This window comes from Pseudomonas sp. Ps21-P2, from assembly GCF_039672565.1.
GTDB lineage: Bacteria > Pseudomonadota > Gammaproteobacteria > Pseudomonadales > Pseudomonadaceae > Aquipseudomonas.
Window position 1 is genome coordinate 94,577 of sequence record NZ_JBDFPL010000007.1, and the last position, 20,167, is coordinate 114,743.

General features: G+C 57.4%; 17 protein-coding genes and 1 tRNA gene. 8 read left to right on the forward strand and 10 right to left on the reverse strand.

Going from position 1 to position 20,167, the window contains the following annotated elements; all coding sequences use genetic code 11:
* Positions 1-124: 124 nt before the first annotated feature.
* From ABEH28_RS18310 to ABEH28_RS18330, 5 genes are all read left to right on the forward strand, one after another.
* Complete coding sequence (locus tag ABEH28_RS18310; RefSeq protein ID WP_346630749.1) at positions 125-3,517, forward strand: DUF6543 domain-containing protein; 3,393 nt, start codon at positions 125-127, stop codon at positions 3,515-3,517.
* An 82-nt stretch (positions 3,518-3,599) separates the two neighbouring features.
* Positions 3,600-3,818 (forward strand): cysteine-rich CWC family protein, encoded by a 219-nt coding sequence (locus ABEH28_RS18315; protein ID WP_282366114.1) that lies wholly within the window; start codon positions 3,600-3,602, stop codon positions 3,816-3,818.
* Positions 3,808-4,500 (forward strand): pseudouridine synthase, encoded by a 693-nt coding sequence (locus tag ABEH28_RS18320; protein ID WP_346630750.1) that lies wholly within the window; start codon positions 3,808-3,810, stop codon positions 4,498-4,500. The genes ABEH28_RS18315 and ABEH28_RS18320 overlap by 11 nt, the downstream gene beginning before the upstream one ends.
* Before the next feature lie 83 nt (positions 4,501-4,583).
* Entirely contained in the window at positions 4,584-5,468 is an 885-nt protein-coding gene (locus ABEH28_RS18325; protein ID WP_346630751.1) for an alpha/beta hydrolase, read from the forward strand.
* 184 nt (positions 5,469-5,652) lie between these two features.
* Positions 5,653-5,726: transfer RNA gene (locus ABEH28_RS18330), tRNA-Gly, on the forward strand.
* A 961-nt stretch (positions 5,727-6,687) separates the two neighbouring features.
* On the opposite strand, the gene ABEH28_RS18335 is transcribed toward ABEH28_RS18330, so the two are convergent.
* The 4 genes from ABEH28_RS18335 to ABEH28_RS18350 form a co-directional block, all read right to left on the reverse strand.
* Complete coding sequence (locus tag ABEH28_RS18335; protein ID WP_346630752.1) at positions 6,688-6,816, reverse strand: hypothetical protein; 129 nt, start codon at positions 6,814-6,816, stop codon at positions 6,688-6,690.
* Between the two features lie 227 nt (positions 6,817-7,043).
* Complete coding sequence (locus ABEH28_RS18340) at positions 7,044-8,345, reverse strand: FRG domain-containing protein (protein ID WP_346630753.1); 1,302 nt, start codon at positions 8,343-8,345, stop codon at positions 7,044-7,046.
* Positions 8,346-8,482: 137 nt separating this feature from the next.
* Positions 8,483-10,621: an AAA family ATPase gene (locus ABEH28_RS18345; protein WP_346630754.1), complete on the reverse strand. Its 2,139-nt coding sequence runs from the start codon at positions 10,619-10,621 to the stop codon at positions 8,483-8,485.
* 122 nt (positions 10,622-10,743) lie between these two features.
* Entirely contained in the window at positions 10,744-11,751 is a 1,008-nt protein-coding gene (locus ABEH28_RS18350; RefSeq protein WP_346630755.1) for a toll/interleukin-1 receptor domain-containing protein, read from the reverse strand.
* Between the two features lie 664 nt (positions 11,752-12,415).
* Between ABEH28_RS18350 and ABEH28_RS18355 the strand changes: the two genes are divergently transcribed.
* Positions 12,416-13,225, forward strand: coding sequence for an EAL domain-containing protein (locus tag ABEH28_RS18355; RefSeq protein WP_346630756.1), 810 nt, complete (start codon positions 12,416-12,418; stop codon positions 13,223-13,225).
* A 57-nt stretch (positions 13,226-13,282) separates the two neighbouring features.
* Here the strand turns inward: ABEH28_RS18355 and ABEH28_RS18360 are convergent, their stop codons facing one another.
* The 3 genes from ABEH28_RS18360 to ABEH28_RS18370 form a co-directional block, all read right to left on the reverse strand.
* Positions 13,283-14,053 (reverse strand): alpha/beta hydrolase, encoded by a 771-nt coding sequence (locus ABEH28_RS18360; RefSeq protein ID WP_346630757.1) that lies wholly within the window; start codon positions 14,051-14,053, stop codon positions 13,283-13,285.
* Positions 14,054-14,494: 441 nt separating this feature from the next.
* Positions 14,495-14,971: a hemerythrin domain-containing protein gene (locus tag ABEH28_RS18365; protein ID WP_346630758.1), complete on the reverse strand. Its 477-nt coding sequence runs from the start codon at positions 14,969-14,971 to the stop codon at positions 14,495-14,497.
* Positions 14,972-15,227: 256 nt separating this feature from the next.
* Positions 15,228-15,425 carry an SPOR domain-containing protein gene (locus ABEH28_RS18370; RefSeq protein ID WP_346630759.1) on the reverse strand — a complete coding sequence of 66 codons (198 nt, stop codon included), beginning with the start codon at positions 15,423-15,425 and terminating at the stop codon, positions 15,228-15,230.
* A gap of 213 nt (positions 15,426-15,638) precedes the next feature.
* Between ABEH28_RS18370 and ABEH28_RS18375 the strand changes: the two genes are divergently transcribed.
* The gene (locus tag ABEH28_RS18375) at positions 15,639-16,670 is read left to right on the forward strand and encodes a DUF4917 family protein (RefSeq protein WP_346630875.1); all 1,032 of its coding nucleotides are present in this window, start codon (positions 15,639-15,641) and stop codon (positions 16,668-16,670) included.
* Positions 16,671-16,673: 3 nt separating this feature from the next.
* Here ABEH28_RS18375 and ABEH28_RS18380 read toward each other — a convergent pair whose 3' ends face one another.
* Both ABEH28_RS18380 and ABEH28_RS18385 read right to left on the reverse strand, forming a co-directional pair.
* A complete protein-coding gene (locus ABEH28_RS18380; RefSeq protein WP_205486881.1) occupies positions 16,674-17,117 on the reverse strand; it encodes a DUF2442 domain-containing protein in 444 nt (147 codons plus the stop codon).
* A 357-nt stretch (positions 17,118-17,474) separates the two neighbouring features.
* Positions 17,475-17,705: a hypothetical protein gene (locus tag ABEH28_RS18385; protein WP_192171667.1), complete on the reverse strand. Its 231-nt coding sequence runs from the start codon at positions 17,703-17,705 to the stop codon at positions 17,475-17,477.
* Positions 17,706-18,027: 322 nt separating this feature from the next.
* Here ABEH28_RS18385 and ABEH28_RS18390 point away from each other — a divergent pair, with 322 nt between their 5' ends.
* Positions 18,028-18,927, forward strand: a complete 900-nt coding sequence (locus ABEH28_RS18390) for a DMT family transporter (protein WP_346630760.1) — start codon at positions 18,028-18,030, stop codon at positions 18,925-18,927.
* Here the strand turns inward: ABEH28_RS18390 and ABEH28_RS18395 are convergent.
* The gene (locus tag ABEH28_RS18395; RefSeq protein WP_346630761.1) at positions 18,924-20,141 is read right to left on the reverse strand and encodes an SAM-dependent methyltransferase; all 1,218 of its coding nucleotides are present in this window, start codon (positions 20,139-20,141) and stop codon (positions 18,924-18,926) included. The genes ABEH28_RS18390 and ABEH28_RS18395 overlap by 4 nt on opposite strands.
* Positions 20,142-20,167: the final 26 nt, after the last annotated feature.

The following is a 20,167-nucleotide window of genomic DNA, read 5'->3' on the forward strand; positions in this document are numbered from 1 at the left end:
GCGGCTTAACGCTTGCAGCTTTCATACAGGCATCAGACGCGGTGGCATACGCGATACATAGTTACCGCCATTGCCACCCGGCATCGCGCCATAGTGGGCATCTTTCCACGTGGCGCGATTTTTCATGAACGACCGCAGCAGCTCTGATTCCGCGAGCGGCCTTGATCTCCTTTCCAACGACACCCTGCCCAATGGCGGGGATTTCAGCGTTTCGCCGTTCGCGGAACCTTTGCGCCCGGCTGAATCCCCGGTTCCCGTCGCCGCGTCCGCCAGCGAAGCTTACGGGATTAACCACAAGCGCTTGATGCGCCAGGCCGTCAGCCCGGTCGCCGAGTTGTTGTACGGATCGGTCTGGGTGTTGAAGGCCTGGCAACTCGATCTGGCGTTTCCGCCCTCGGTCGTCCGCCATCTGGACCAGAGGCTGGAGGAAACGCTGCAGGCCAGATGTGGCGATGCAATCGACATCGACGAGCTGCACGTCAGTTTTAGCACCGCGCTGGAGCCGGCCGTCGAAACCGACGGTCGGGAGCGTTTCGAGCTGCGCCTGACGCTGCGAGAGCTGGGCCGGGAGACGCTGAATCCGCCCGGACTCCTCGCCCTTCGACGCTGCGCCGAGGCTGATCGCCCGCTGTCGGCGTCGACGCCCACCCTGACCGTCTCGGCGTTTTTCGAGCTGCTCATCGAAGCCCGATGGACACTGGAATATGAGCAGGTGCAGCGTCAGTTCTGGGAGCATCACGGCGACACATGGAAGAGGCTCGCCGAGCTGGCGTTTCTCGACGGTGTGACCCGCCTGCATTCGCGCAAGCGGATCGATAATGAGGGCCATCTGTTGGCGCTGGATGCGCTGGGGCTCACACGTTTCCCGCTTGGTGTTCAGGACCTGCAGTCGGCCGGACCGCCGGCACGCTCGGTCGTGCGCGGGGTGGCGCTGAACGGCGAGATCATCCCCGGTATCTTCCATCTACGCTCCAATACCACGGGGCATTGCTATGTCCACGTGCTGGGCAGCGCGCCCCTGTGCCATGAGTACATCAGCGATGACGCGCCCTGGAAAGCGGACAAGGTGCTGGAGGCGATCAACGCATCGGCCTGGCATCGGCTGAATCTTTCGCTCGATGGCACGCAAATCACCCTGACGCTGGCGGCGCCCTCGGACGACGTATTCACTCAACTGCGTGTCGCCCAGCAACGCTTTTGCGCTGAGCGACTCACGGGCATCGATGCGGTTGAGTCAACCGACGCATTCATCGACGACGACCACGCGGCGCTCATGCCCATCGAGCCGGCACTGGCACTGGTCAGCGCCCTCGATCACTGGCAGCACCATGAGCCGCTGCTGGCGCGAATCCCGACCCCGCTCGGGTTCGCAAACCGGCTCATGGGCCAGTGGCTCAGGCAGGTGTCCCCCCGACTCAAGCCTGTCCCGTTGAAGCAAACGCACACGCCGATCACAGACCCCCGGCGTGTATTCATCCGCTACCTGCCCGGCACGTCAAGGACGCCGTGGGGCCACCCGCGAATCGCAGCGGCGAACGTGATTGTCACGCCGGACGAAACGCCCGTCACGCTGAGTCAGGCACTGTTGAGCCGTTTCAGGGCGCTTCAGCCCCAGGGCTACGATGATGAAGGCGGTCGCTGGGTCGTCTACGCAGATCCGAGCGGAAACGGGGCCTGGTCGCCCGAGGCGGAATTGAACATCAGCGCCGCGAGCGTCGAGGCGTACATACAGGGCGTCGATTTTCTCGGCCTCATGCAGCTTCGACTCGACCAGTTCTGGCGGCAGCAACGCGCTGACATCGAGCGTTCGCTCTGGTCGACGTTCGTCAGCCAGGCGCTGCTGGCCCTCAAGAGCGGCGATCTTTCCATGGAAAGTTTTCAGAGGGTGATCGATGCCGTGGAGCAGGCGCAGCAGGTGCCTGCGCTAGAGGCGCCGCTTCTCGTTGCAGAACGGATCCGCTGGAGCGCTGTGGGCTTTCACGTGAGCAGCGGACTGCCACTGAACTCCCACTGCCCTCCCTGCGTGGGCTTGCTGATGATCAGCGCGCCCGACCAGGAAGGCGGGGTGCTTTATCAGGCCGGGCAGTCCACGCCGTTCGTGCCATTCAGTGATCGTCAGCAGCTCATCGACCACCTGACTACCGCTGCAGCCAACCCTGCATGGCGCGAGACCGTGCTCAATTACATGCCGCGCCGTTTTCACGCCAGGCTCGGTTATATCCTCGAACTGTGGGGCGGGCTCCGAGCGCCGGCCGAACCGGTGTCGATCCTGCGCCCCTGGACCGAGCCGCTCTACAGCCCGGACACCCATGCCGCCCGGCAGCGTGAACTGTGCGAGCAGGAAGTGTCCGGCTCGCCCATGGCGTTCATCTGTGAGGGCCTGCGTTTTAACAGCCAGTACGACGCCGAGGACAGCATCGTGACCGACCGCGAGCAGGCACTCGGCGCCTGGATTCAACACCTCAATCGCCTGCAACTGCTGCTGGCACCGATGGCGCTCTTGGTACCGGCAGCCTCCGTTGCGGCGCTGACGGCCAGCGCGGCCAGCGTTGCGCTGGGCATTCAGGCCGCCAACCTCCCCGGCGACCGTCAGGAGGAACGGCGCCAGGTGGTGTTCGCCATTCTGTCCCTGGGGTTATTGCACATGGCACCGGCCACGCCACGACTTTTTCAGGCGTTCCGCAAACTCGCAGCGCCTGCCACAGCACTGGGCCGAGGGCTGAGTCGAGTGAAGACTGCGCTGCCGGCACGCAATTTCGGCGACTGGCTGCGCAGGGCGACCCACCCACGCAAAACGCTGCTCAAGCCATTCTTCAATGGAGCGGGCCTGATGAAGACGTGGAGCGTGGCGGGTAATGCCGAATTCGGCACGTCGTCGGTTCAAGTGTGGAAGCTGGGGCGCAAATTTCTGCTGTGGACATCGGACCGGACCCAGGCACGCACCCTGGTCGTCAGCAGCCACGGCTACTACTTGCCGTGGACGCGCACGACGGCCATTCCCAACGGCACCGAACTGCGAACTTACGCGCCCCACGGTCACGAGCTGGTCGACCCGATGCTGCACCGGATCGCCAGCCAGTCGGTGCGGCACTACGCCCTGCTGAACACTGCGCAGCCGGTGCCCGGCCCCGGCGTCGGGCCCTTTCCGGACATGTTCGCCCGGGACACGCTGATGGCCGGGACCTCGCTGCCCGGACGCATCAAGAACTACACCCTGGCGAAATTTCAGAGCGAGCACTATGAAAGTTATCGGGACATCAGCCAGATCGTGCGCAACAGTCATCAACCGCCGCTGCCCAGCCCGCTCCCTGCAACGCCCATGGATGTGCTGACCGTGCGCAACCGGTTCGGCATAACCCGCCCGACCCTCGAGGATCTGTTCACCGAACTGAGTCGGCAGGGCATTCACTACGACAACATCCTGCTGGTGCATTGCCGCTGTCCTGCCGTGGGTTCTATGCTGGGGCGCGCGCCCTCTTTCGTCGCCCCGCAAGGCCAGTCGCCGATTACCCCGTAGGCGCGTTGCCCGGGATCACATGCTCATGGCGCGAGACAGGGCCGCGCGCTAGCATTGGCGGCACTCAAAGGCGGCGCTCTACATGGACACTCACATCATCGACACGAGCATCTGCCCCGTTTGCGGCGCCAGTAACCGCTGCACCCTGGCTGATCCGCGCACAGTGGATCAAGCCTGCTGGTGTTTTACCGCCGAGATCGACCCGGCGGTACTGGCAGCTCTACCCGAAGAGGTCCGTGGACAGGCATGCCTCTGTCCGCGATGCGCGGGCCTTGAAGCGGCGAGTCGCGATGCGTCTTGACCGTTTCCTCAGCAACCTGCCGCGCTTCAGCCGCAAAGAGGTACGACTGGCACTGATCGCAGGCCGCGTGCAGGTCGACGGGTTGCTGGTAAAAAACCCGCTGCACGAAGTCCGCGAGTTCAGTCAGGTACTGATCGACGACGAAGTCCTTCAGCTCGGCAAACCCGCCCGGTATTTCATGCTGCACAAACCCCAGGGCTGCGTCAGCGCAACCGTCGATCCGCAGCACCCCACTGTGCTCGACCTGCTTGAGGAGCCCGACAAGGACGATCTGCACATCGCCGGCCGACTGGATTTCAACACCTCCGGGCTGATGCTCATCACCAACGATGGGCAGTGGTCGCGCCGCCTGACGCAGCCGATCACCAAACTGGCGAAGGTCTATGACGTCGAGACTGAAGAAGACATCGGTGCGCACTACGTCGAAAAATTTGCTGAAGGTTTTTATTTCGCGTTTGAAGACCTGACGACACAGCCTGCCGAGCTGACGATTCTGGGCAGTCATCGCGCCCGGCTGAGCATCGTGGAAGGGCGTTACCATCAGGTCAAACGCATGTTCGGCCACTTCGACAACAAGGTGACCCGGCTGCACCGCGAGAGCATGGGACCACTGAGACTCGACCCGGCGCTGGCCCCCGGACAGTACAGAGCGCTGAGCGCCGATGAAATTGCGTTGATCTGAAACCTGCGTCCAATTGCCTACCTGTCACGAAACACGTGCAACGTGTCTAAGCGCACCCCGTTTTTTCGTCAGGAGACATGGAGATGAAGCCAGAAATCGCTGTGCTGGACATACAAGGCCAGTTCCGGGTTTACACGGAGCTCTATCGCGCAGACGCCGCCGAGAAGACCATCATTTTGGTCAATGGCTCGCTCGCCACGACCACCTCCTTCGCTCAAACCGTGCGCAACCTTCACCCGCAATTCAACGTCGTGCTGTACGACCCGCCTTACGCCGGCAAATCAAAACCCCACAACGCCCATGAACGCCCCCTGACCAAAGAGCTCGAAGGTCAGTTGCTTCTGGAGCTTATCGACCACTTCAACGCAGAACTGCTGCTGTCGTTCTCATGGGGTGGCGCGGCGGCGCTGGTCGCCCTGGCGCACCGGCCCAAGCGCATCGAAAAGGCCGTGATCAGCTCGTTCTCGCCCGTCATCAGCGACCCGCTGCGCGACTACCTCGAGCGCGGCCGGCAACACTTCAGCACTTACAATCGTTACGGCGTCGGGGAGTTGCTCAACAGCACGCTGGGCAAACACCTGCCTTCTTTGTTCAAGCGCTACAACCACAAGCACGTCAGCTCCCTGGATCTGCACGAGTACGCGCAGATGCACCACCACATCAACCATGTGCTGGACGCGAGCAATCATCCGCAGATGAAAGCGGCCAGGCGCATCAATGTGCCGGTGCTGTTCATGAACGGTGTGTGGGACGAGTACACCTCGGCTGCCGACGCCCGGCACTTCGCCTACTACATTCGCGACTGCCATTTCAGCACCATTCAGGATGCGGGGCACTTTCTCGACATGGAGAGCAAGGCAGCGTGCCTGGCATCGAAAGATGCCCTGCATGGGTTTCTGACGCCCGCGCCCGAACCCCGGCGCATTCATTACAGAACGGGTCAGTTGCAACAGGCGTTTGCGGTGTGATTGGAATGGGAGATGAAAGGGCAGCAGACGGGGAAGGAATGGTCTGCTGAAGTCCCTGAGGCGTGCCATTGGACGGCGAATCAGGGGGCGGCCGCACAGCATTTGATCGGTGCGGCATATAACGCTTCAAATCACCCGCCGCATCTGGTACAAAGTCAGCCGCGCCAAAGGCGTCGAGTCAAAAGCGGGTATAGTTTAGTGGCAAAACGAAAGCTTCCCAAGCTTTAGTTGAGGGTTCGATTCCCTCTACCCGCTCCATCTCCCCCAGTGTTTCCGGGCCTTCCAAGCGATCTTCACTCGACGCAAAACCCCCTCAAAGCCTCTCCGCAACCACTCCGATCAAGCTCTTCATAACTCCCAAAAACCCTAGAATTTTGCTGCACCTCCAACTTCCTTCACGCGACGTGTCGGCAGACCCTGTCTCCCCCCATGAGACCATACAATAAATTCCTGAATCTCATGTAGATGCCAGGCCGGGATTGCCGAGGTTTTCATCCTCGCGCGACTCAGAAACTTGGAAAAGGGCGATTCAGCGCGACTTCCTTGGGCACTTTGGCGAGCGTATGCATGCGGGCGAATCCTACCAGAGCCACACGGCAGTATTGGGGGGGTAATTGCAAAGCGCACGGCTGATCGGCCCCAATTATTTTCAGCGAAGAGCGGGTTATCCAAACCCAAAAAGTCGGCCATCCAAGCCTTCTCCTCTGGACCTGCTCGTAAGAATATGCCGTCTTCCCCTCTACCTGCTCTGCCAACTCACGCCAATATCTTGGTTTACCGACTACATCTCGTAAACAAGCTCGCAGGACACATAGCACATCCAGATCCCCGAGGTAAGGAATTGGATATTCAAGTGCAGCGACTCCTCAGAGCTGTGTACTCACGAATGGGAGTGAGTTGCTTATGCAAAGAGCCGATATGAGTAAACTCTCGACCTAGCACCCCATACATTTGGCCGAAGGGAGGAAGACCCGCTTCACGCTGGAGATTGCGCGTGTGGAATCAAACTCGTGCTCTCGATATTTTTGGAGATCATCCGAAAACTGCAGGAAGTGAAGGGCCACTGCCATGGACTCGATGGCCGAGCGGACGACTGGCCCTGGCTGCAGAACGAACCCGCCGCGAAGCATGTATGTTGCGGCAACTATGGAATTCAAAGAGTTAAAAAGCAGCTCCGCACACGCTTTTCGAAGGTCATCTTGGTCGAGCTCTGCCTTGATCAGACCAGATGCCACAATTGCCAAGCAGTTGGCAAGAGCGCGCTCATTTTTTCAAGATCGGCACCGCGTAAGGCAGCAAAGCTTTTAGCGATCTTCTCCGCTTCACGACTCATCAGATTAATCATCATCGTTTTTCGGAATTCTAGTACCCGTAGATTTATGGGATCAATGACTGTTGCGCAAGTGTCCGAATGTTTTCGGACATATACTAATTCTTTTGAGGCAAAAGAAGCACCCAGTGATACAAGAATGCTCTATAGCTCTTACACGCCAGTCGAGGCATCCCACGAATACCCCCGCTCCTCCTCAATCGTTTCAATGTTGAGTGCCGCGATTACGCCACCGATCAACTCAATCACTCACGAGTTCGAAAAGCAAATTTTTGAGCGATATATTTTGCTGAACTCTCTATATACGGAAAGACTGTACTCTCATTAATATTCAGTCTATCCAACTCCTTCAACACAGTTCTCTTATTCGTTATCGCTATACGATGAAGCGTAATATCCGGGGTTCCCTCTTCATCCAGAACCGCCTCATCACCGAACAGCAGAAAAGCCCCGGACTGAAATGAAATCCTGCTGTTAGTGTGTTTCCCTTTAACACACAGAACTGATCGAAGATGCTCAGGCTCTAGCCTGGGCTCAAAAAATGGTTTTTCCTCTTTAATGAAATGAAGCAACTGCCGCAGTGGTCGCTGACTGTTAAAATCTTCCACGCCTCCAGCATCAAATAAGATAGAGTCTCTGAGGTTCTTAGATAGACGGGAAAGGTTGGCGATACAGCTCGCAGTATCGGAATCGAAGTACTTGATATGATCGGCATCCATGGAGAGAACTATAACTTCCCCTTCCTCATCAATGTTACTCTTGCAGCAGAAGTACAGGCCGATCAGTGGGTTCGATGTAATATCCAGCAGTCTCGTTGGCAAAGAGTAATGCTGCATGCGTACAAGGCGATCCAACGTATAAATATCGCCATTAAAATCGAATGAATTGGAAACCAGGAGCTCTCGATACATCCTATCTTCAGTGTCCCGATAGACAAAATTCCCGTGTGGATCCTTGCGAAATATTGATGGTTCCAGCCGATATTTTTTGCTGTTGGAATGCCCCCGATAAAAAACCTCACGCCCGCCATGATCTAGTCGAAATACCTGCTCAATAAAAGCTCCGACGCTGTCGGCATGGATCTGGGGCGGCGAAGTCTCAGGTAGGTCTTCTTTGGTAACCTTAGAGCCGATCAACCCCTCAGGTATTAGCTGGAACTGATGGAGAACGTCGAGCAGATCCTCATCTTTGACCGCCCAATGCGTGCGATTGATCTCCCAATCGCGAATATCAAGAGCCGCCTGCAGAGGCTTGATCTGCTCAAACTCAATGGGGTCGATCCGCTCATCCAAAGTCGGTCGAATAAACAAAGTCTTGCCGTTGTTACGAAGTCTCACTTCCAGTCTTCCCACTCTCATGGGGCGACTAGTACCTTCATAGGCGAACAAGCAAGGAAGCTCCATCAGCGCCAAAAGCTGCGGCTCCTTCAGTTCCTTGAAGCTCGCAGCAATGTCATCGCTTGTGTACTCCAGGAAGCGACTCTTATCGTACTCATACCCAGATCGATCCCATGCACCATCTTGAGAAGTCACAAGAAAATTATACATTTGAGTTTAGACCTTCCTGGCGAGGTTGGTGACAATGTAGCAACTGATAGGCGTGTACAGCTTAGCTTTTCATTTGCGCGTTTCTGGCCGAGCCACCAACCTGTTCCAGAATCAGCTCGGCAGCCGGCTCAGGTGCGTTACCCCATCATCTTGGCGTAGTGCTCCTCAAACCCGGTCTTCACGAATACTTGTCTGAAACGCTCCACGTAATGAGCCGGCTCAATCTCGCCAAAATCCGTGAGGTTGACCGCATCGGCGTGAGACTCGCGGTTGACGTATCGATACAGGGCTTTGAAATCAGCGTCTTCATCGGCCAATGCCGCGAGTGCCGCCTGAAGCTCATCCTGGCGATGCACGAAGGTGAAGTAGTACTCCAAAATATTTCGCATCATATTCGGTATGACGGTGACCGAGGTGCGCCCTGCCTGGGCATCCTTGATGGCCTGCCAAAATGATTGGTAGTCATTCTGTACGTCGCTGGCCAACATCGGCGTGATGACGCTGTGCGCGGCCTTGGTGATCCGGAAAAGCGAGAACTCGTCCGACCTTTTGAGATGCTTGAGCATTTCATGAAAGAAGAACAGGTTGTGCGTCAAAATGAAGACCTGCTTGAAGCGCTGTTTGGGACTGAGGACTCGCCGATGGATCATGGAGGCTATGTCGTAGATATAGTTATGCGAAAGGCTTGAGATTGGATCGTCGATGACGATGATCCGCTCACTTTTCAGCTTGCCCCCCTTTCCATCGAGCTCGCCGTTACAGACTTCGAGAAAGTAGAGGAAAGAGATCAGGGTCTTCTCTCCCTCACTGAGCGTATTGAATACGCCGGCCTGCAGACCGGGCCTCTGCAGCCTGTAACGGGGCAGCTCGCCCTCCTCCCTGACGACAAGAAAGCCATTGAGCCCAAGCACAGTCAGTGATGAGTTGATGCTGTCGATGGACTGGTCGATATTCGTGATCTTGGCTTTGCTCAGAGCAATGGCGTCTTGATGAACCTGAGCCTTGATGCGGATCTCATCAGCAAGTTTGCGCTTGTCCTCCTTTTTAACCCCAAGCTCATTGTGCACCTTCCTTGCGGACGTCATCACCGTATCGCAGCTAGCTCGAAAGCAGTTCCAAAAACGCGTTTTGATATTTTCCAGATGGGTCTTCTTGTCTTTCACCTTGAGATTAAAGGCATCGATCTTTTTCTGGTCATCTACGATCAAGGCATTGATTTGGTCAAGAATGACTCCGGTCGATTCCAGCGTGATTACTATCGATGGGCTCGCCAATTTGGCCGCAAGGCCCTGAATGTTCTGCGTACACACTGCGTCCAGCTTCGTGAGCTGTAACTGGTACTCAGGAGCTTGATACTCGGCGCGTTGGAGCTGGGCTTTCAGCCGGGTAACACCGCCTTCGTATCGACTTTTCAGGGCTTTGAGTTGGGATATCCGGTGCTCGTACGTCTTATCGAAAACCTTTCGGATTTCGTTGTAGAACCCAGCTGGCAGGGTTTGCTGGCAAAACGGACACTGATCTCGTTCGTGAAACTGCAACGCATGCTTGACCCAGTCCGAGGTGCCTAGCTCATTGATCAACGCGGAAAGGTACGAGTCGCCGGACCCTGAGATGCTTTCAGACAACAGAGGACTGTTTTCCATCTCCGCTTCTGCGAATCTGAAAGCAGGTATCGCAGGAAGCTCAGTATCCCCGGCAGTCTGGAGTTGCTCAGCCTCAGCCGCCAATCCCACGAAATCATCGGTGGTTGGGGCAAGTGTCAAAGCGCGCAATTTTTCTGCCAGGCGTTCCTTGGTATTGGGCCCGACAAGGCAGTAGCGGAGTGGCCCGGTATCAAATGGTTTTTTGAGCGCCCAGAGCTGATCCTGCATGTCCGCTTTATTGGCCTTCTGGGATTCGCCGAAAGCGTTACCCGCCGCCACCTCGGCCTGATGTTCAGTCAAAAGCTGTTTGAGGGCCTCCTCGGCAATCGCCAGCTCCTTCTCTGCTTCAATATTGCCTTCGTTGAGCGTGAAAACACCGGGCTGCGAGCTCGTCTGAAAGTTGGCCTCCATGAAGGTATGGTTGTAAACCAACACCTCTCGCTCTGCCCATGCAGGCTGAGTTTGGCATCGGTGGTACAACAAATCAGCAGGGTCTTGGAGGTAGTTCCCAATGGTGGTCTTACCCGTCCCATTGTGCCCGTAGAACATATTCACTTTCGTAAGAGGGCCGATTTGGGAGTCGAGTTCAGGTGAATAGCTAGAAACGCCGCGCAATATCAGATTCTTGATCACGTCGCTATCCTTGGCTGCTGATGGCCGTAAATCCGTATCCCATAGTGGCGCTGGATGGGAATTCGCGGGTTATGCGACTGAAAATGAACGGGCCAGTCGTGCACAGCGCTCCTCCTTGGGCTTCAGCGGCCCCGCTGAAGAGGCGCGATGACAATGTCCCAGAGTGCTTCTGCGGCGCCTTCTTGGGACAGCTTCTGGTCTCGCTGGCTACGAAACGATGCCATCCCCAAAGTTCGCCAGTACAACTTCTGGTCGTCCGATTCAACATGAAGCGCCTCGTTGAAGGAACCCCCGCCGAATCCGTCACCCTGGCTGTAATAGATGCCGGCACCCATCTGGCCTCCGACGAAAACGGAAGCCTTGGCCACGTCCCGACCATCCTTGTAAATAGTCGCGGAGAACCGGTTCGCATCGACCCGGCGAAAAGCGCCTTGATAACCTGCATTTCGAGACTGGAGCTCAGCTAGGGAGTTCTCGAAGTAGCGAGCAATGTATTCGAAAGTCTCGAATTGGAACTGATCCTTATCCAGTTGGGTAAAGGACTTGGCCAGACGTAGATTGCTGGAACGGGACACTGCGATAGCATCGGGGGCCGTACTAACGGGCATGGCATGCTCGGGGCGCACACTTTTGACTGGCGCCGCGGGCTTGTCGTTTCGCCATTTTTCAGCCGCTTTACGCACCTCTTTGGCTACCTGCAGGAATGCTTCGTCACGATCAGCCCATAGGGTTACCGGCTTTCCATCTTGGGGAGTGCCCAGTAGCTTCCCGAACGGGGCATGATGCCAATCACAGGCCCGCAGAATAACGGGAATGACAGTTGCCTGCTTTGCCTGGTGGCGCTCCATGGCGCGCGCCATCTCGATATCGTAGCAGTAGTCCGATGCTATGAAGTCTGGGCTCACCAAGAGCAGAATGATCTCGTCAGTATTGATGTGCTCATCAATTGCCGGATTGATCTCCTGGCCAGCGTTGATCCTTCGATCATGCCAAGTCTCAATCACCCCCTGCCGCTTAAGCATGGAAAGCTGTTTTTCGAGCTGGTCCCGCAACGCCTCATCAGCATGGCAGTAGGAGAAGAATACATTCGGCAAAATTTTGACTCCATGCAGGTTAGGCGACTCGATCATACGACCTAAATGCGATCCAATTCAAACGGCTCCAGTAACACTGCGCTAAGGTCATCATGCATCTCCCGATGCCCTGATTGCAGGAGGCTCTAGGTCGTCGGCCTCAAACCACTGATGCGGGCCATCACTGCATGCAAAATGCCAAGTGCAAGAAGGTATAAGACCATTTCGAGAGCATGGATAATTTGAATCTTGCTATTGCAGTTCCTTACGCTGAATGCTCGACGCCGACTTCGCCAGCCTAGGAGGGACTGGCAGACTGTGGCAGGGCGTCCAATGTTCCGGTTTACCACTACAGAGCATAGCCATGGCCGTATAGTTAGGATGCAACTGTCGTATCATTCTGGCTGACGGCAGCCAATGGCGTAGTCACTAATCCTTCCGCCTTCTTACGTTCGACGAAATCTCTCACGAAAGCTGCGCCAGCCGCACTAAACTTCAGCACCGCCCAGGCTTTTCAGCTGGCCCCGTCTAGATAACCGGCGTGTCGTCCCGACCTATCTAGGCCTATCAGTCGAAACACGCCCTCCCTAATACATACTTCGTTACCGTTAATCCCCTGCTGCAAATCCGCATCACAGATTCCACGCCGACTGCCGATACAGAGAAACCAGTTGCTCAAAATTCATCCATCGAGCGACGAAATCTCAAGGCAGTGACGATCATGCAACATATCCCCTTGGCAACCTTCGAATCCATTGGCTGCGCTGAGTGTCGAAATCTGGAAGCGCTGGGATTCGACTTCACCATGGCATTCCAACCTATTTTCAACGTCACCACCGGGGCGCCCTTCGCTTATGAGGCGCTGGTCCGTGGTGTCAATGGCGAGTCCGCTGCGTTTATTTTGGGTCAGGTCAACGACGGCAACCGCTACCGTTTCGATCAGGCGTGCCGGGTCAGGGCCATTGAGCTCGCTACCCAGCTAGGCCTGCCCGCGATTCCAGACTGCAAGCTGAGTATCAATTTCCTGCCCAAAGCGGTGTACCGCGCAGAGACCTGCATTCGGGCAACGCTTGAAGCGTCTCGGACGTTCGATTTTCCGGTGGATCGGCTCATGTTCGAAGTCACCGAAGGTGAGCGCGTGGATGATCCGAATCATCTCAAATCCATTTTCGAAGAGTACGAGCGGCAAGGTTTCACCACCGCTATCGATGACTTCGGATCAGGTTATTCCGGCCTCAACATGCTGGCGATGTTTCAACCACAGGTCCTGAAGATCGATATGGCGCTCACCCGTGACATCGATCAGGACGCCGTGCGTCGGGCGATTGTTGAAGGGATTGTGCTGGTTTCGAAGCGGCTGGGAATCACTGTCGTGGCCGAAGGCATCGAGACCTGCGAAGAGCGCGACGCCCTGCTGGACCTGGGCGTCGAGCTGATGCAGGGCTATCTGTTTGCCAAACCCATGATCGGCCGTCTGCAACCGATGCCGGTGGACCTGATATGCGGCTCGGACGCTGTCGACGTGGCCTGATTCACAAGTGAGCCTTGGACGTTGCAAGGGTTGCAGGCCAGTCGTGGGTGGGATGCGTCAATCCGCCGCGTGGGTCGCTGCCTGTTCGATCAACGCGGCCACTTCCTGCGGACGGGACTGGTACACCGAGTGACTGGCGCCGTTGATCTCGATGGTGTGGCTGTTGGCCCGCTTGGCGTACATGCGTTCAAGGTCCGGGTTGATGATCCGGTCTGCCCCGGCCACTGCGTACCAGCTAGGCTTGGTTTTCCACGCGGGCACGCCAGCGGGTGTAGTAAACACTGACGCCGCGGTCGGCTCCTGGGAAATGGCTTCGAATTCAGCCTGAGCCTTGGGCAGGTCAGCCGCGAAGTCCGCCGGATAGAACGCTGGGTCAAGGGACAGGAAGCCGTCAGCGGTTTTCTTCACTGCTTTGGTGGCATTGGGGTACAGCTTGCCGTTCTGTGCTTCGGTTTCACCCTGATCCAGTGCGTGGGCGGCGATGTACACCAGGCCCACGACGTGAGCGTCATTGCCGACATCCGTGATGATCGCGCCGCCGTAACTGTGGCCGACCAGAATCGTCGGGCCATCCTGCTGGTCAACGATGCGCTTGACGGCAGTCACGTCATCGGTGAAGGAAGTCAGTGGGTGTTCAGCGATCGAGACGTTGTACCCGTCCTTGCGCAGGATCTCGTAAACCGGCTTCCAGCCCGCCCCGTTCACAAAGGCGCCATGCACCAGCACGATGTTCTTCACCGGGGCAGCCTGAGCCGCACTGGCAACGCCCAGCGCCAGGGCGCCCGCCGTAAAAACGCTTAGCAGCAATGCCGTGTTGATTCTGTTCATGGGGTGCTTCCTCAGTGTGCATTCATGGTCGGGGGCTGGAGCGGGATAGCCGAACCTGACCCCGCATTTGGCTGTGAACCATTGAATGCGCTGCACGTATCTGCAATGTGTCGCTGGGGGCGAGCTTTCAGTCAGCACGTATCGGCAGGGGGTCTGGATACACAGGTATACAAAGCTCGCGTTTTTTGTGGGACCGGCTTCAGCCGGGAAGAGGCAAGTGTGCTCGCCATCAGCTTTGCAGCGTGACGGCTGACGCTTTCCCGGCTAAAGCCGGTCCCACAATGGAGGCCACCGCCAGTCCAGCTGAATGCATGCAATCCAAATGTAGGACCGGCTTCAGCCGGGAAGAGGCAAGTAAGTGCGCTGCACCAGTAAACCGGACTAAAACTTTCACCCACAAAAAAGCCCGGAAAAATCCGGGCTCGTTCATTCCATCAATGCTTACGCTGCAATGCTCGGCGACGACAGGGACTTCTTGTACTCAGCCTTCATCGCTTCCATCTGCGCGCCAAGCTCTTCCAGCATCTTCTTGCCCAGCAACTTTTCAGCTTGCGGGAACATCTCTTCCTCTTCCTCCTCGATGTGGTGCTCCAGCAGCTCTTTGACCACTTTCACACGACCGGAAAACTCCGGTGTGGCAGGGTCAGTTTGCTTGAGGTCCGGCAGCACCAGGGCGTCAACGGTGCGGTGCTCTTCCTTGGCTTCGTAGTACATGATGTCCTGCTCTTTGCCGCCCGCCTCTTTAAACGCCGGATAGAGAATTTCTTCCTCGATCTTGGTATGGATGGTGATTTCCATTTCCAGCTTGGCCAGCAAGTCAGTGCGCTTTTTAACGCCGCGCTCGGTGGACTCGCTCAGTTGGGTCAAGATGGCTTTTACGCGTTCATGGTCGGCTTTCAACAGTTCGATGGCGTTCATGTTGTTTCCTCTGGATCACGGTAGGCGGATCGATCTAAGTGCCGATCCTGCAGGTTCGTGATGAGAGTTGCATCGACCGTGCCGATATAGCGAGATATCGAAAAACCCAATTAATCAATCAGTTAGAAGAACACGGGAAAATCGAAATCGTGCAGGCTGCATGAAACTTCGCAAACGGATAGTGCAGTTCACGAGTTGCTATCCGGCCGATTGAGCTCCGGCAACACCAGAGCTCAGATGGCGACGAGTCGTATCATTAGTGCGCTTTGGCGGCAGGTACTAACGCCGTTCGCTCTTGATAGGCTGGCAAGGAGGCCGCAAACGCCATGGCTTCTTCGCGCGTGGAGAACGAGCCTAATCGATCACGGTGTGTGCAGACCCGCCAAGGCCCGTTGTTCACGTTAATCACATCGTAGCCGTTGAAGTGCGTCTTGCTCAGCATTGCGGTATGCATGGTCATCTCCTCTCATTCAAGAGAGTGTTATGGGTTGTCGGATTAAACCTTACACCCGTCATTCACTCTATAGACGTTACTGAGACAAGCGGCACCCTCCTCAAAGTGCTCGAAGCCGGGATGCCGCGTTGACAATGCCGACCTGGGTTTCTATAAGTCCCCTCCGTTCTGGCGTCCGGTCAGTACCTGCTCACCTGAAAGCGAAGCGAGATGATGGAATTCACGGATTTTGATGCCGAACTGGCCGACTGGAACACGCTGCAAGCCGTCAATCCCTGCTCGGGATTGCTGCTGGGCAACGGCGCCAGTCTTGCCGTGTGGAAGAACTTCGCCTACGACTCGCTGTTCGAGCTGGCGCAGACCACGCGCAACAAACCCTTGAGCGCCACCGAGCTGGCGCTGTTCAAATCCATGGAAACGGAGAATTTCGAGCCCGTACTCAGCGGCCTGAAAGTCGCGATGCGGGTCAACGCGGCGCTGACGATTGGTTCGTCGTCGCCACGCAACCGCTATTTCGCGATCAAGGAAGCCCTGATTCATGGCATCCGCTCGGCGCATATTCCGTGGCGCCTGATGGAGGCGGCGACTATTGGCAAGATCAGCGAAGCCCTGAGCCCGTACCAGACGGTGTACTCCACCAACTACGACCTGCTGGCGTACTGGGCAGCGATGCATGGCGCGCAGCCGTTCGATGATCTGTTCGACGATGACGCTGTGTTCAACCTGCACCGCACCGACAGCCACGCCACGCGCATTTTGTACCTGCATGGCGGCATGCACCTGGTGAAGAACTTCGATGGCACGGCGCGCAAGTTGCTGTCTTCGGAGAGCACGCTGCTGGGCAGTTTCGCGATCAACGCGCTGGAGGATGTGCCGCTGTTTGTCTGTGAGGGCCCTAGCGACGACAAGATGAAGATCATCCGCGGTTCGGACTATCTGTCGTTTTGCCACGCCCAACTGGCGCAGCATGAGGGCGCGCTATGCGTCTTCGGCCACTCGCTGGGCAAGCAGGATCGACACATTCTCAACGCCATTCTCCAGGCCCGTCCCAAGCGCATCGCCATCTCGGTATTGCCGCGCAGTGACGCCTTCATCCAACACCAGAAACGCCGCTACAGCGAACTGTTTGAAGGGCAGAACATCGAGCTGACATTCTTCAACGCCACGACCCACCCGTTGGGCGATCCGGCGCTTGCGGTGCCGGTGGCAAGGCTGAAGGAAGCGTTGGAGTTGAAGAAGAGTTGAGGGTTAGCGCGGCGAGTGCTCATATTCCCAACCCCGACAGGCCAATGCCACGTGCTTGGGGATAAGTGCAGCACCGCTGCTGTAAGCAGTAATGGTTCGACGCGTAAAGCCCAGCTCAATGGCCGCTGCCGAGAGCGAGAGGTTGTTCTTTGCCATCCACTGTTTGAAGTCGCGCGTCGGCATGACTTCACCGGCCTGCTCCAGCGCGAGCCGGTGAAGCGTCGACGCAGACAGCTCGATATCATTCCCCCACGACACGTCGAACCCCCAATCACCCACAGTCACCTGACTGAACAGCGTTTCATCCTTCAGCGGCACCAGCGCTTCAAATTGGTCGATGTAGGCCGACAAATCAACGGTATGACGCTTGCCGTTGTTCCAGTCGAGGATCAACGAGCGGCTGTTCGCGACAGGTTGCGCAGCGACGATGCGTAATTTGCTGGTCATGCCTCAAGTCCTCCGATTCTGCTCATACCAGATACGCCACAAGTCCCGGGTATGATTCCTGGCCCACTGCAGCGCTTCTTTCAGCGCCTTCCCCTCAGCGCCCCTGCCTAAGACCCTTAAACCGTCAATCTGCACGAGTGACTCCCCGTCAGGCGTCTGGACATGGAAATGGGGCGGGGCATGGTCGTCCGGATAGATTTTGATCTTCCAGTTGCGATTGTTATGTACGGTGGCCATGGCGGGATACTAGAGAAATTTTTTCCCCAGTACAAACTCTGCTGACAAAAACAAAAACCGGACCCTACAGGTCCGGTCTTCCAATCACTCACCGCTTCAAATCTTCCCAGCCGCTGCCCTTTATTCGTTACCTTCCGACAACGACCCCACGACCACTGCCCCACCCTGCGTGTGTTTATTGACGCTGGTAGCGACCGATTCGGTGGTCAGGCGCATGCTGCTGAGAGCGGCGAGTCGGTCGCTGCTTGTCGTGTGCACGACGCTGCCTGACCAGTGAGCCGCCACCGTCGCCATCCATGCGAAAAGGAATACCACGACACCCTGCAACGCCCATTTTTCGATAACCGACACGATGGCTCTCCTGGCTGAATTCGACGGCACCAATTTGACCTTCAAACTGTTGCAGGAACGTTGCATTCAACTTCTGCACCAACATTTGAGGCGATTGAGTGCTCGTCAGGAAAATCCTCGAAAACGGCAGTTCCCCCTTGACCGATTCCCGGCTGAAGCCGGTCCTACAAAAGCATCGCGGTCGGTTCGTAGGACCGGCTTCAGCCGGGAAGCCTTTGAAGTGTACGGACGATTCCGCACGCATCTGTAAATGGCCCCCATGCCGCCTCTGTGGCTGAATGAGCACGCGTTTCGCACCAACAAAAACAAGGCACGCCTCCTTATGTCCTCTCGTGAAAACACCGGAATGGTCCTCGGACTGATCGGCGTGGTGATCTTCAGCCTGACGCTGCCCATGACCCGCATCGTGGTGCAGGAAATCCATCCTTTGCTCAACGGTCTGGGCCGCGCCCTGGTCGCGGCGGTGCCAGCGGCGGCGTTACTGCTGTGGCGCAAAGAAAAATGGCCGACCCGCGCGCAGTTCAAGGCGCTGATGGTGGTGGCGCCGGGGGTGATCGTCGGTTTCCCGGTGCTGTCAGCATGGGCCATGAAAACCCTGCCCGCCTCCCACGGCGCGCTGGTCAATGGCCTGCAACCACTGCTGGTCGCCATCTACGCCGCGTGGCTCTCCCACGAGCGCCCGTCGAAAGCCTTCTGGGCCTGCGCCGCCATGGGCAGCGTTCTGGTGCTGGGTTATGCGCTGATCAGCGGGGCCGGCAATCTTCAGGCCGGTGATCTGCTGATGGTCGCCGCGGTGGCGATTGGCGGGCTGGGTTATGCCGAAGGCGGCCGCCTGGCCAGGGAGATGGGCGGCTGGCAGGTGATCTGCTGGGCGCTGGTGATTTCGATCCCGGTGCTGATCGTGCCCGTCAGCTATCTGGCGTGGCAGCATCAGGGGCCGATTTCCCCCGGCACCTGGTGGGCCTTCGGTTACGTGTCGCTGTTCTCGCAATTTATTGGCTTCTTCGCCTGGTACGCCGGGCTGGCCATGGGCGGCATCGCGCGGGTCAGTCAGATTCAGCTGGTGCAGCTGTTTTTCACCATGGCCTTCTCGGCGCTGTTTTTCGGTGAGCACATCGACCCGACGACCTGGATCTTCGCCGCCGGTGTCGTGGTCACGCTGGCCATCGGGCGTAAAACGGCGGTGATCGCACCAAAGCCGGTCGCCGCCGCTCGCGTCTAACCCAGCAGGCCATCCGCCTGGAGCAAGCGCTCCAGGCACTGCTCCTGAATGCCGTAGAACACTTTCAGCTCCTGAATCTTCGCCAGCAGCTCAGCCGGATCCGCCGGAGTCGCGCGCTTGACCGCCAGAATCATCTTGTTCTTGTTGGTGTGCTCCAGCGAGATGAACTCGAAGACCTTGGTTTCATAGCCGCACGCTTCCAGCAGCAACGCTCGCAAGGCATCGGTGACCATTTCGGCCTGCTGGCCCATGTGCAAACCGTATTGCAGCATCGGCTTGAGCAGCGTCGGGCTCTGGATCTGCAGGCGGATCTGTTTGTGGCAGCACGGCGAGCACATGATGATCGAGGCGCCCGAGCGGATACCGGTGTGAATCGCGTAGTCCGTGGCGATGTCGCAGGCGTGCAAGGCGATCATCACGTCCAGTTCGCTGGGCGCCACCGAACGCACGTCACCGCACTTGAACACCAGCCCCGGATGCTCCAGCCGCGCGGCAGCGTTGTTGCACAGCGTGACCATGTCCTCGCGCAGCTCGACGCCGGTGACGTTGCCTTCAGCCTGCAAGGTGTTGCGCAGGTAATCGTGGATGGCGAAGGTCAGATAACCCTTGCCCGAGCCGAAATCCGCGACCGTCACCGGTTTGTCCAGCGTGATCGGCGAGGTCGCCAGCGCGTGGGAAAACACCTCGATGAACTTGTTGATCTGCTTCCACTTGCGTGACATCGCCGGAATCAGCTCGTGCTGCTTGTTGGTCACACCAAGATCGGTCAGGAATGGCCGGCTCAGTTCCAGGTAACGCTTTTTCTCGCGGTCATGCTCGGCGGTCGGGGCTTCGCGCTCCTGCTGGGGCTTGTTGCGGAACAGCGTGCTCTTGCCCTTCTTGCTGAACTCCAGCTGCACTTCATCGGTGAGCGACAGCAGATGAGCGTTCTTGAAGGACTCGGGCAGCAGGCTGGCGATCAGCGTCTGCGCCTCGGCGAGGGGGTGATTTTTGGTGATGTCGCGGGTCTTGTAGCGATAGACGAAGGACAGGCAAGGCTGATCCTTGACCGTGACGGGCTTGATGATGACCCGCTGCAACTCCGCTTCGCTTCCGACGTACTTGGCCAGCACCAGTTTGATCAGCGAATTTTGCGTCAGGCAGGTGTCCAGCAAACTCAGGAACTGAGCGCGGTGATCCTGCGCAGGAACGGTGGCGGGTGCGGTAACGGACATCGGAAAGCGCCTCGGGAGCGGAAATG

Excerpts from the sequence above, each read along its gene's own strand:
- ABEH28_RS18310 (WP_346630749.1), top strand. The coding sequence starts at position 125 with ATGAACGACCGCAGCAGCTCTGATTCCGCGAGCGGCCTTGATCTCCTT.
- ABEH28_RS18315 (WP_282366114.1), top strand. The coding sequence starts at position 3,600 with ATGGACACTCACATCATCGACACGAGCATCTGCCCCGTTTGCGGCGCC.
- ABEH28_RS18320 (WP_346630750.1), top strand. The coding sequence starts at position 3,808 with ATGCGTCTTGACCGTTTCCTCAGCAACCTGCCGCGCTTCAGCCGCAAA.
- ABEH28_RS18325 (WP_346630751.1), top strand. The coding sequence starts at position 4,584 with ATGAAGCCAGAAATCGCTGTGCTGGACATACAAGGCCAGTTCCGGGTT.
- ABEH28_RS18335 (WP_346630752.1), bottom strand. The coding sequence starts at position 6,816 with ATGATGATTAATCTGATGAGTCGTGAAGCGGAGAAGATCGCTAAAAGC.
- ABEH28_RS18340 (WP_346630753.1), bottom strand. The coding sequence starts at position 8,345 with ATGTATAATTTTCTTGTGACTTCTCAAGATGGTGCATGGGATCGATCT.
- ABEH28_RS18350 (WP_346630755.1), bottom strand. The coding sequence starts at position 11,751 with ATGATCGAGTCGCCTAACCTGCATGGAGTCAAAATTTTGCCGAATGTA.
- ABEH28_RS18355 (WP_346630756.1), top strand. The coding sequence starts at position 12,416 with ATGCAACATATCCCCTTGGCAACCTTCGAATCCATTGGCTGCGCTGAG.
- ABEH28_RS18360 (WP_346630757.1), bottom strand. The coding sequence starts at position 14,053 with ATGAACAGAATCAACACGGCATTGCTGCTAAGCGTTTTTACGGCGGGC.
- ABEH28_RS18365 (WP_346630758.1), bottom strand. The coding sequence starts at position 14,971 with ATGAACGCCATCGAACTGTTGAAAGCCGACCATGAACGCGTAAAAGCC.
- ABEH28_RS18370 (WP_346630759.1), bottom strand. The coding sequence starts at position 15,425 with ATGCATACCGCAATGCTGAGCAAGACGCACTTCAACGGCTACGATGTG.
- ABEH28_RS18375 (WP_346630875.1), top strand. The coding sequence starts at position 15,639 with ATGGAATTCACGGATTTTGATGCCGAACTGGCCGACTGGAACACGCTG.
- ABEH28_RS18380 (WP_205486881.1), bottom strand. The coding sequence starts at position 17,117 with ATGACCAGCAAATTACGCATCGTCGCTGCGCAACCTGTCGCGAACAGC.
- ABEH28_RS18390 (WP_346630760.1), top strand. The coding sequence starts at position 18,028 with ATGTCCTCTCGTGAAAACACCGGAATGGTCCTCGGACTGATCGGCGTG.
- ABEH28_RS18395 (WP_346630761.1), bottom strand. The coding sequence starts at position 20,141 with ATGTCCGTTACCGCACCCGCCACCGTTCCTGCGCAGGATCACCGCGCT.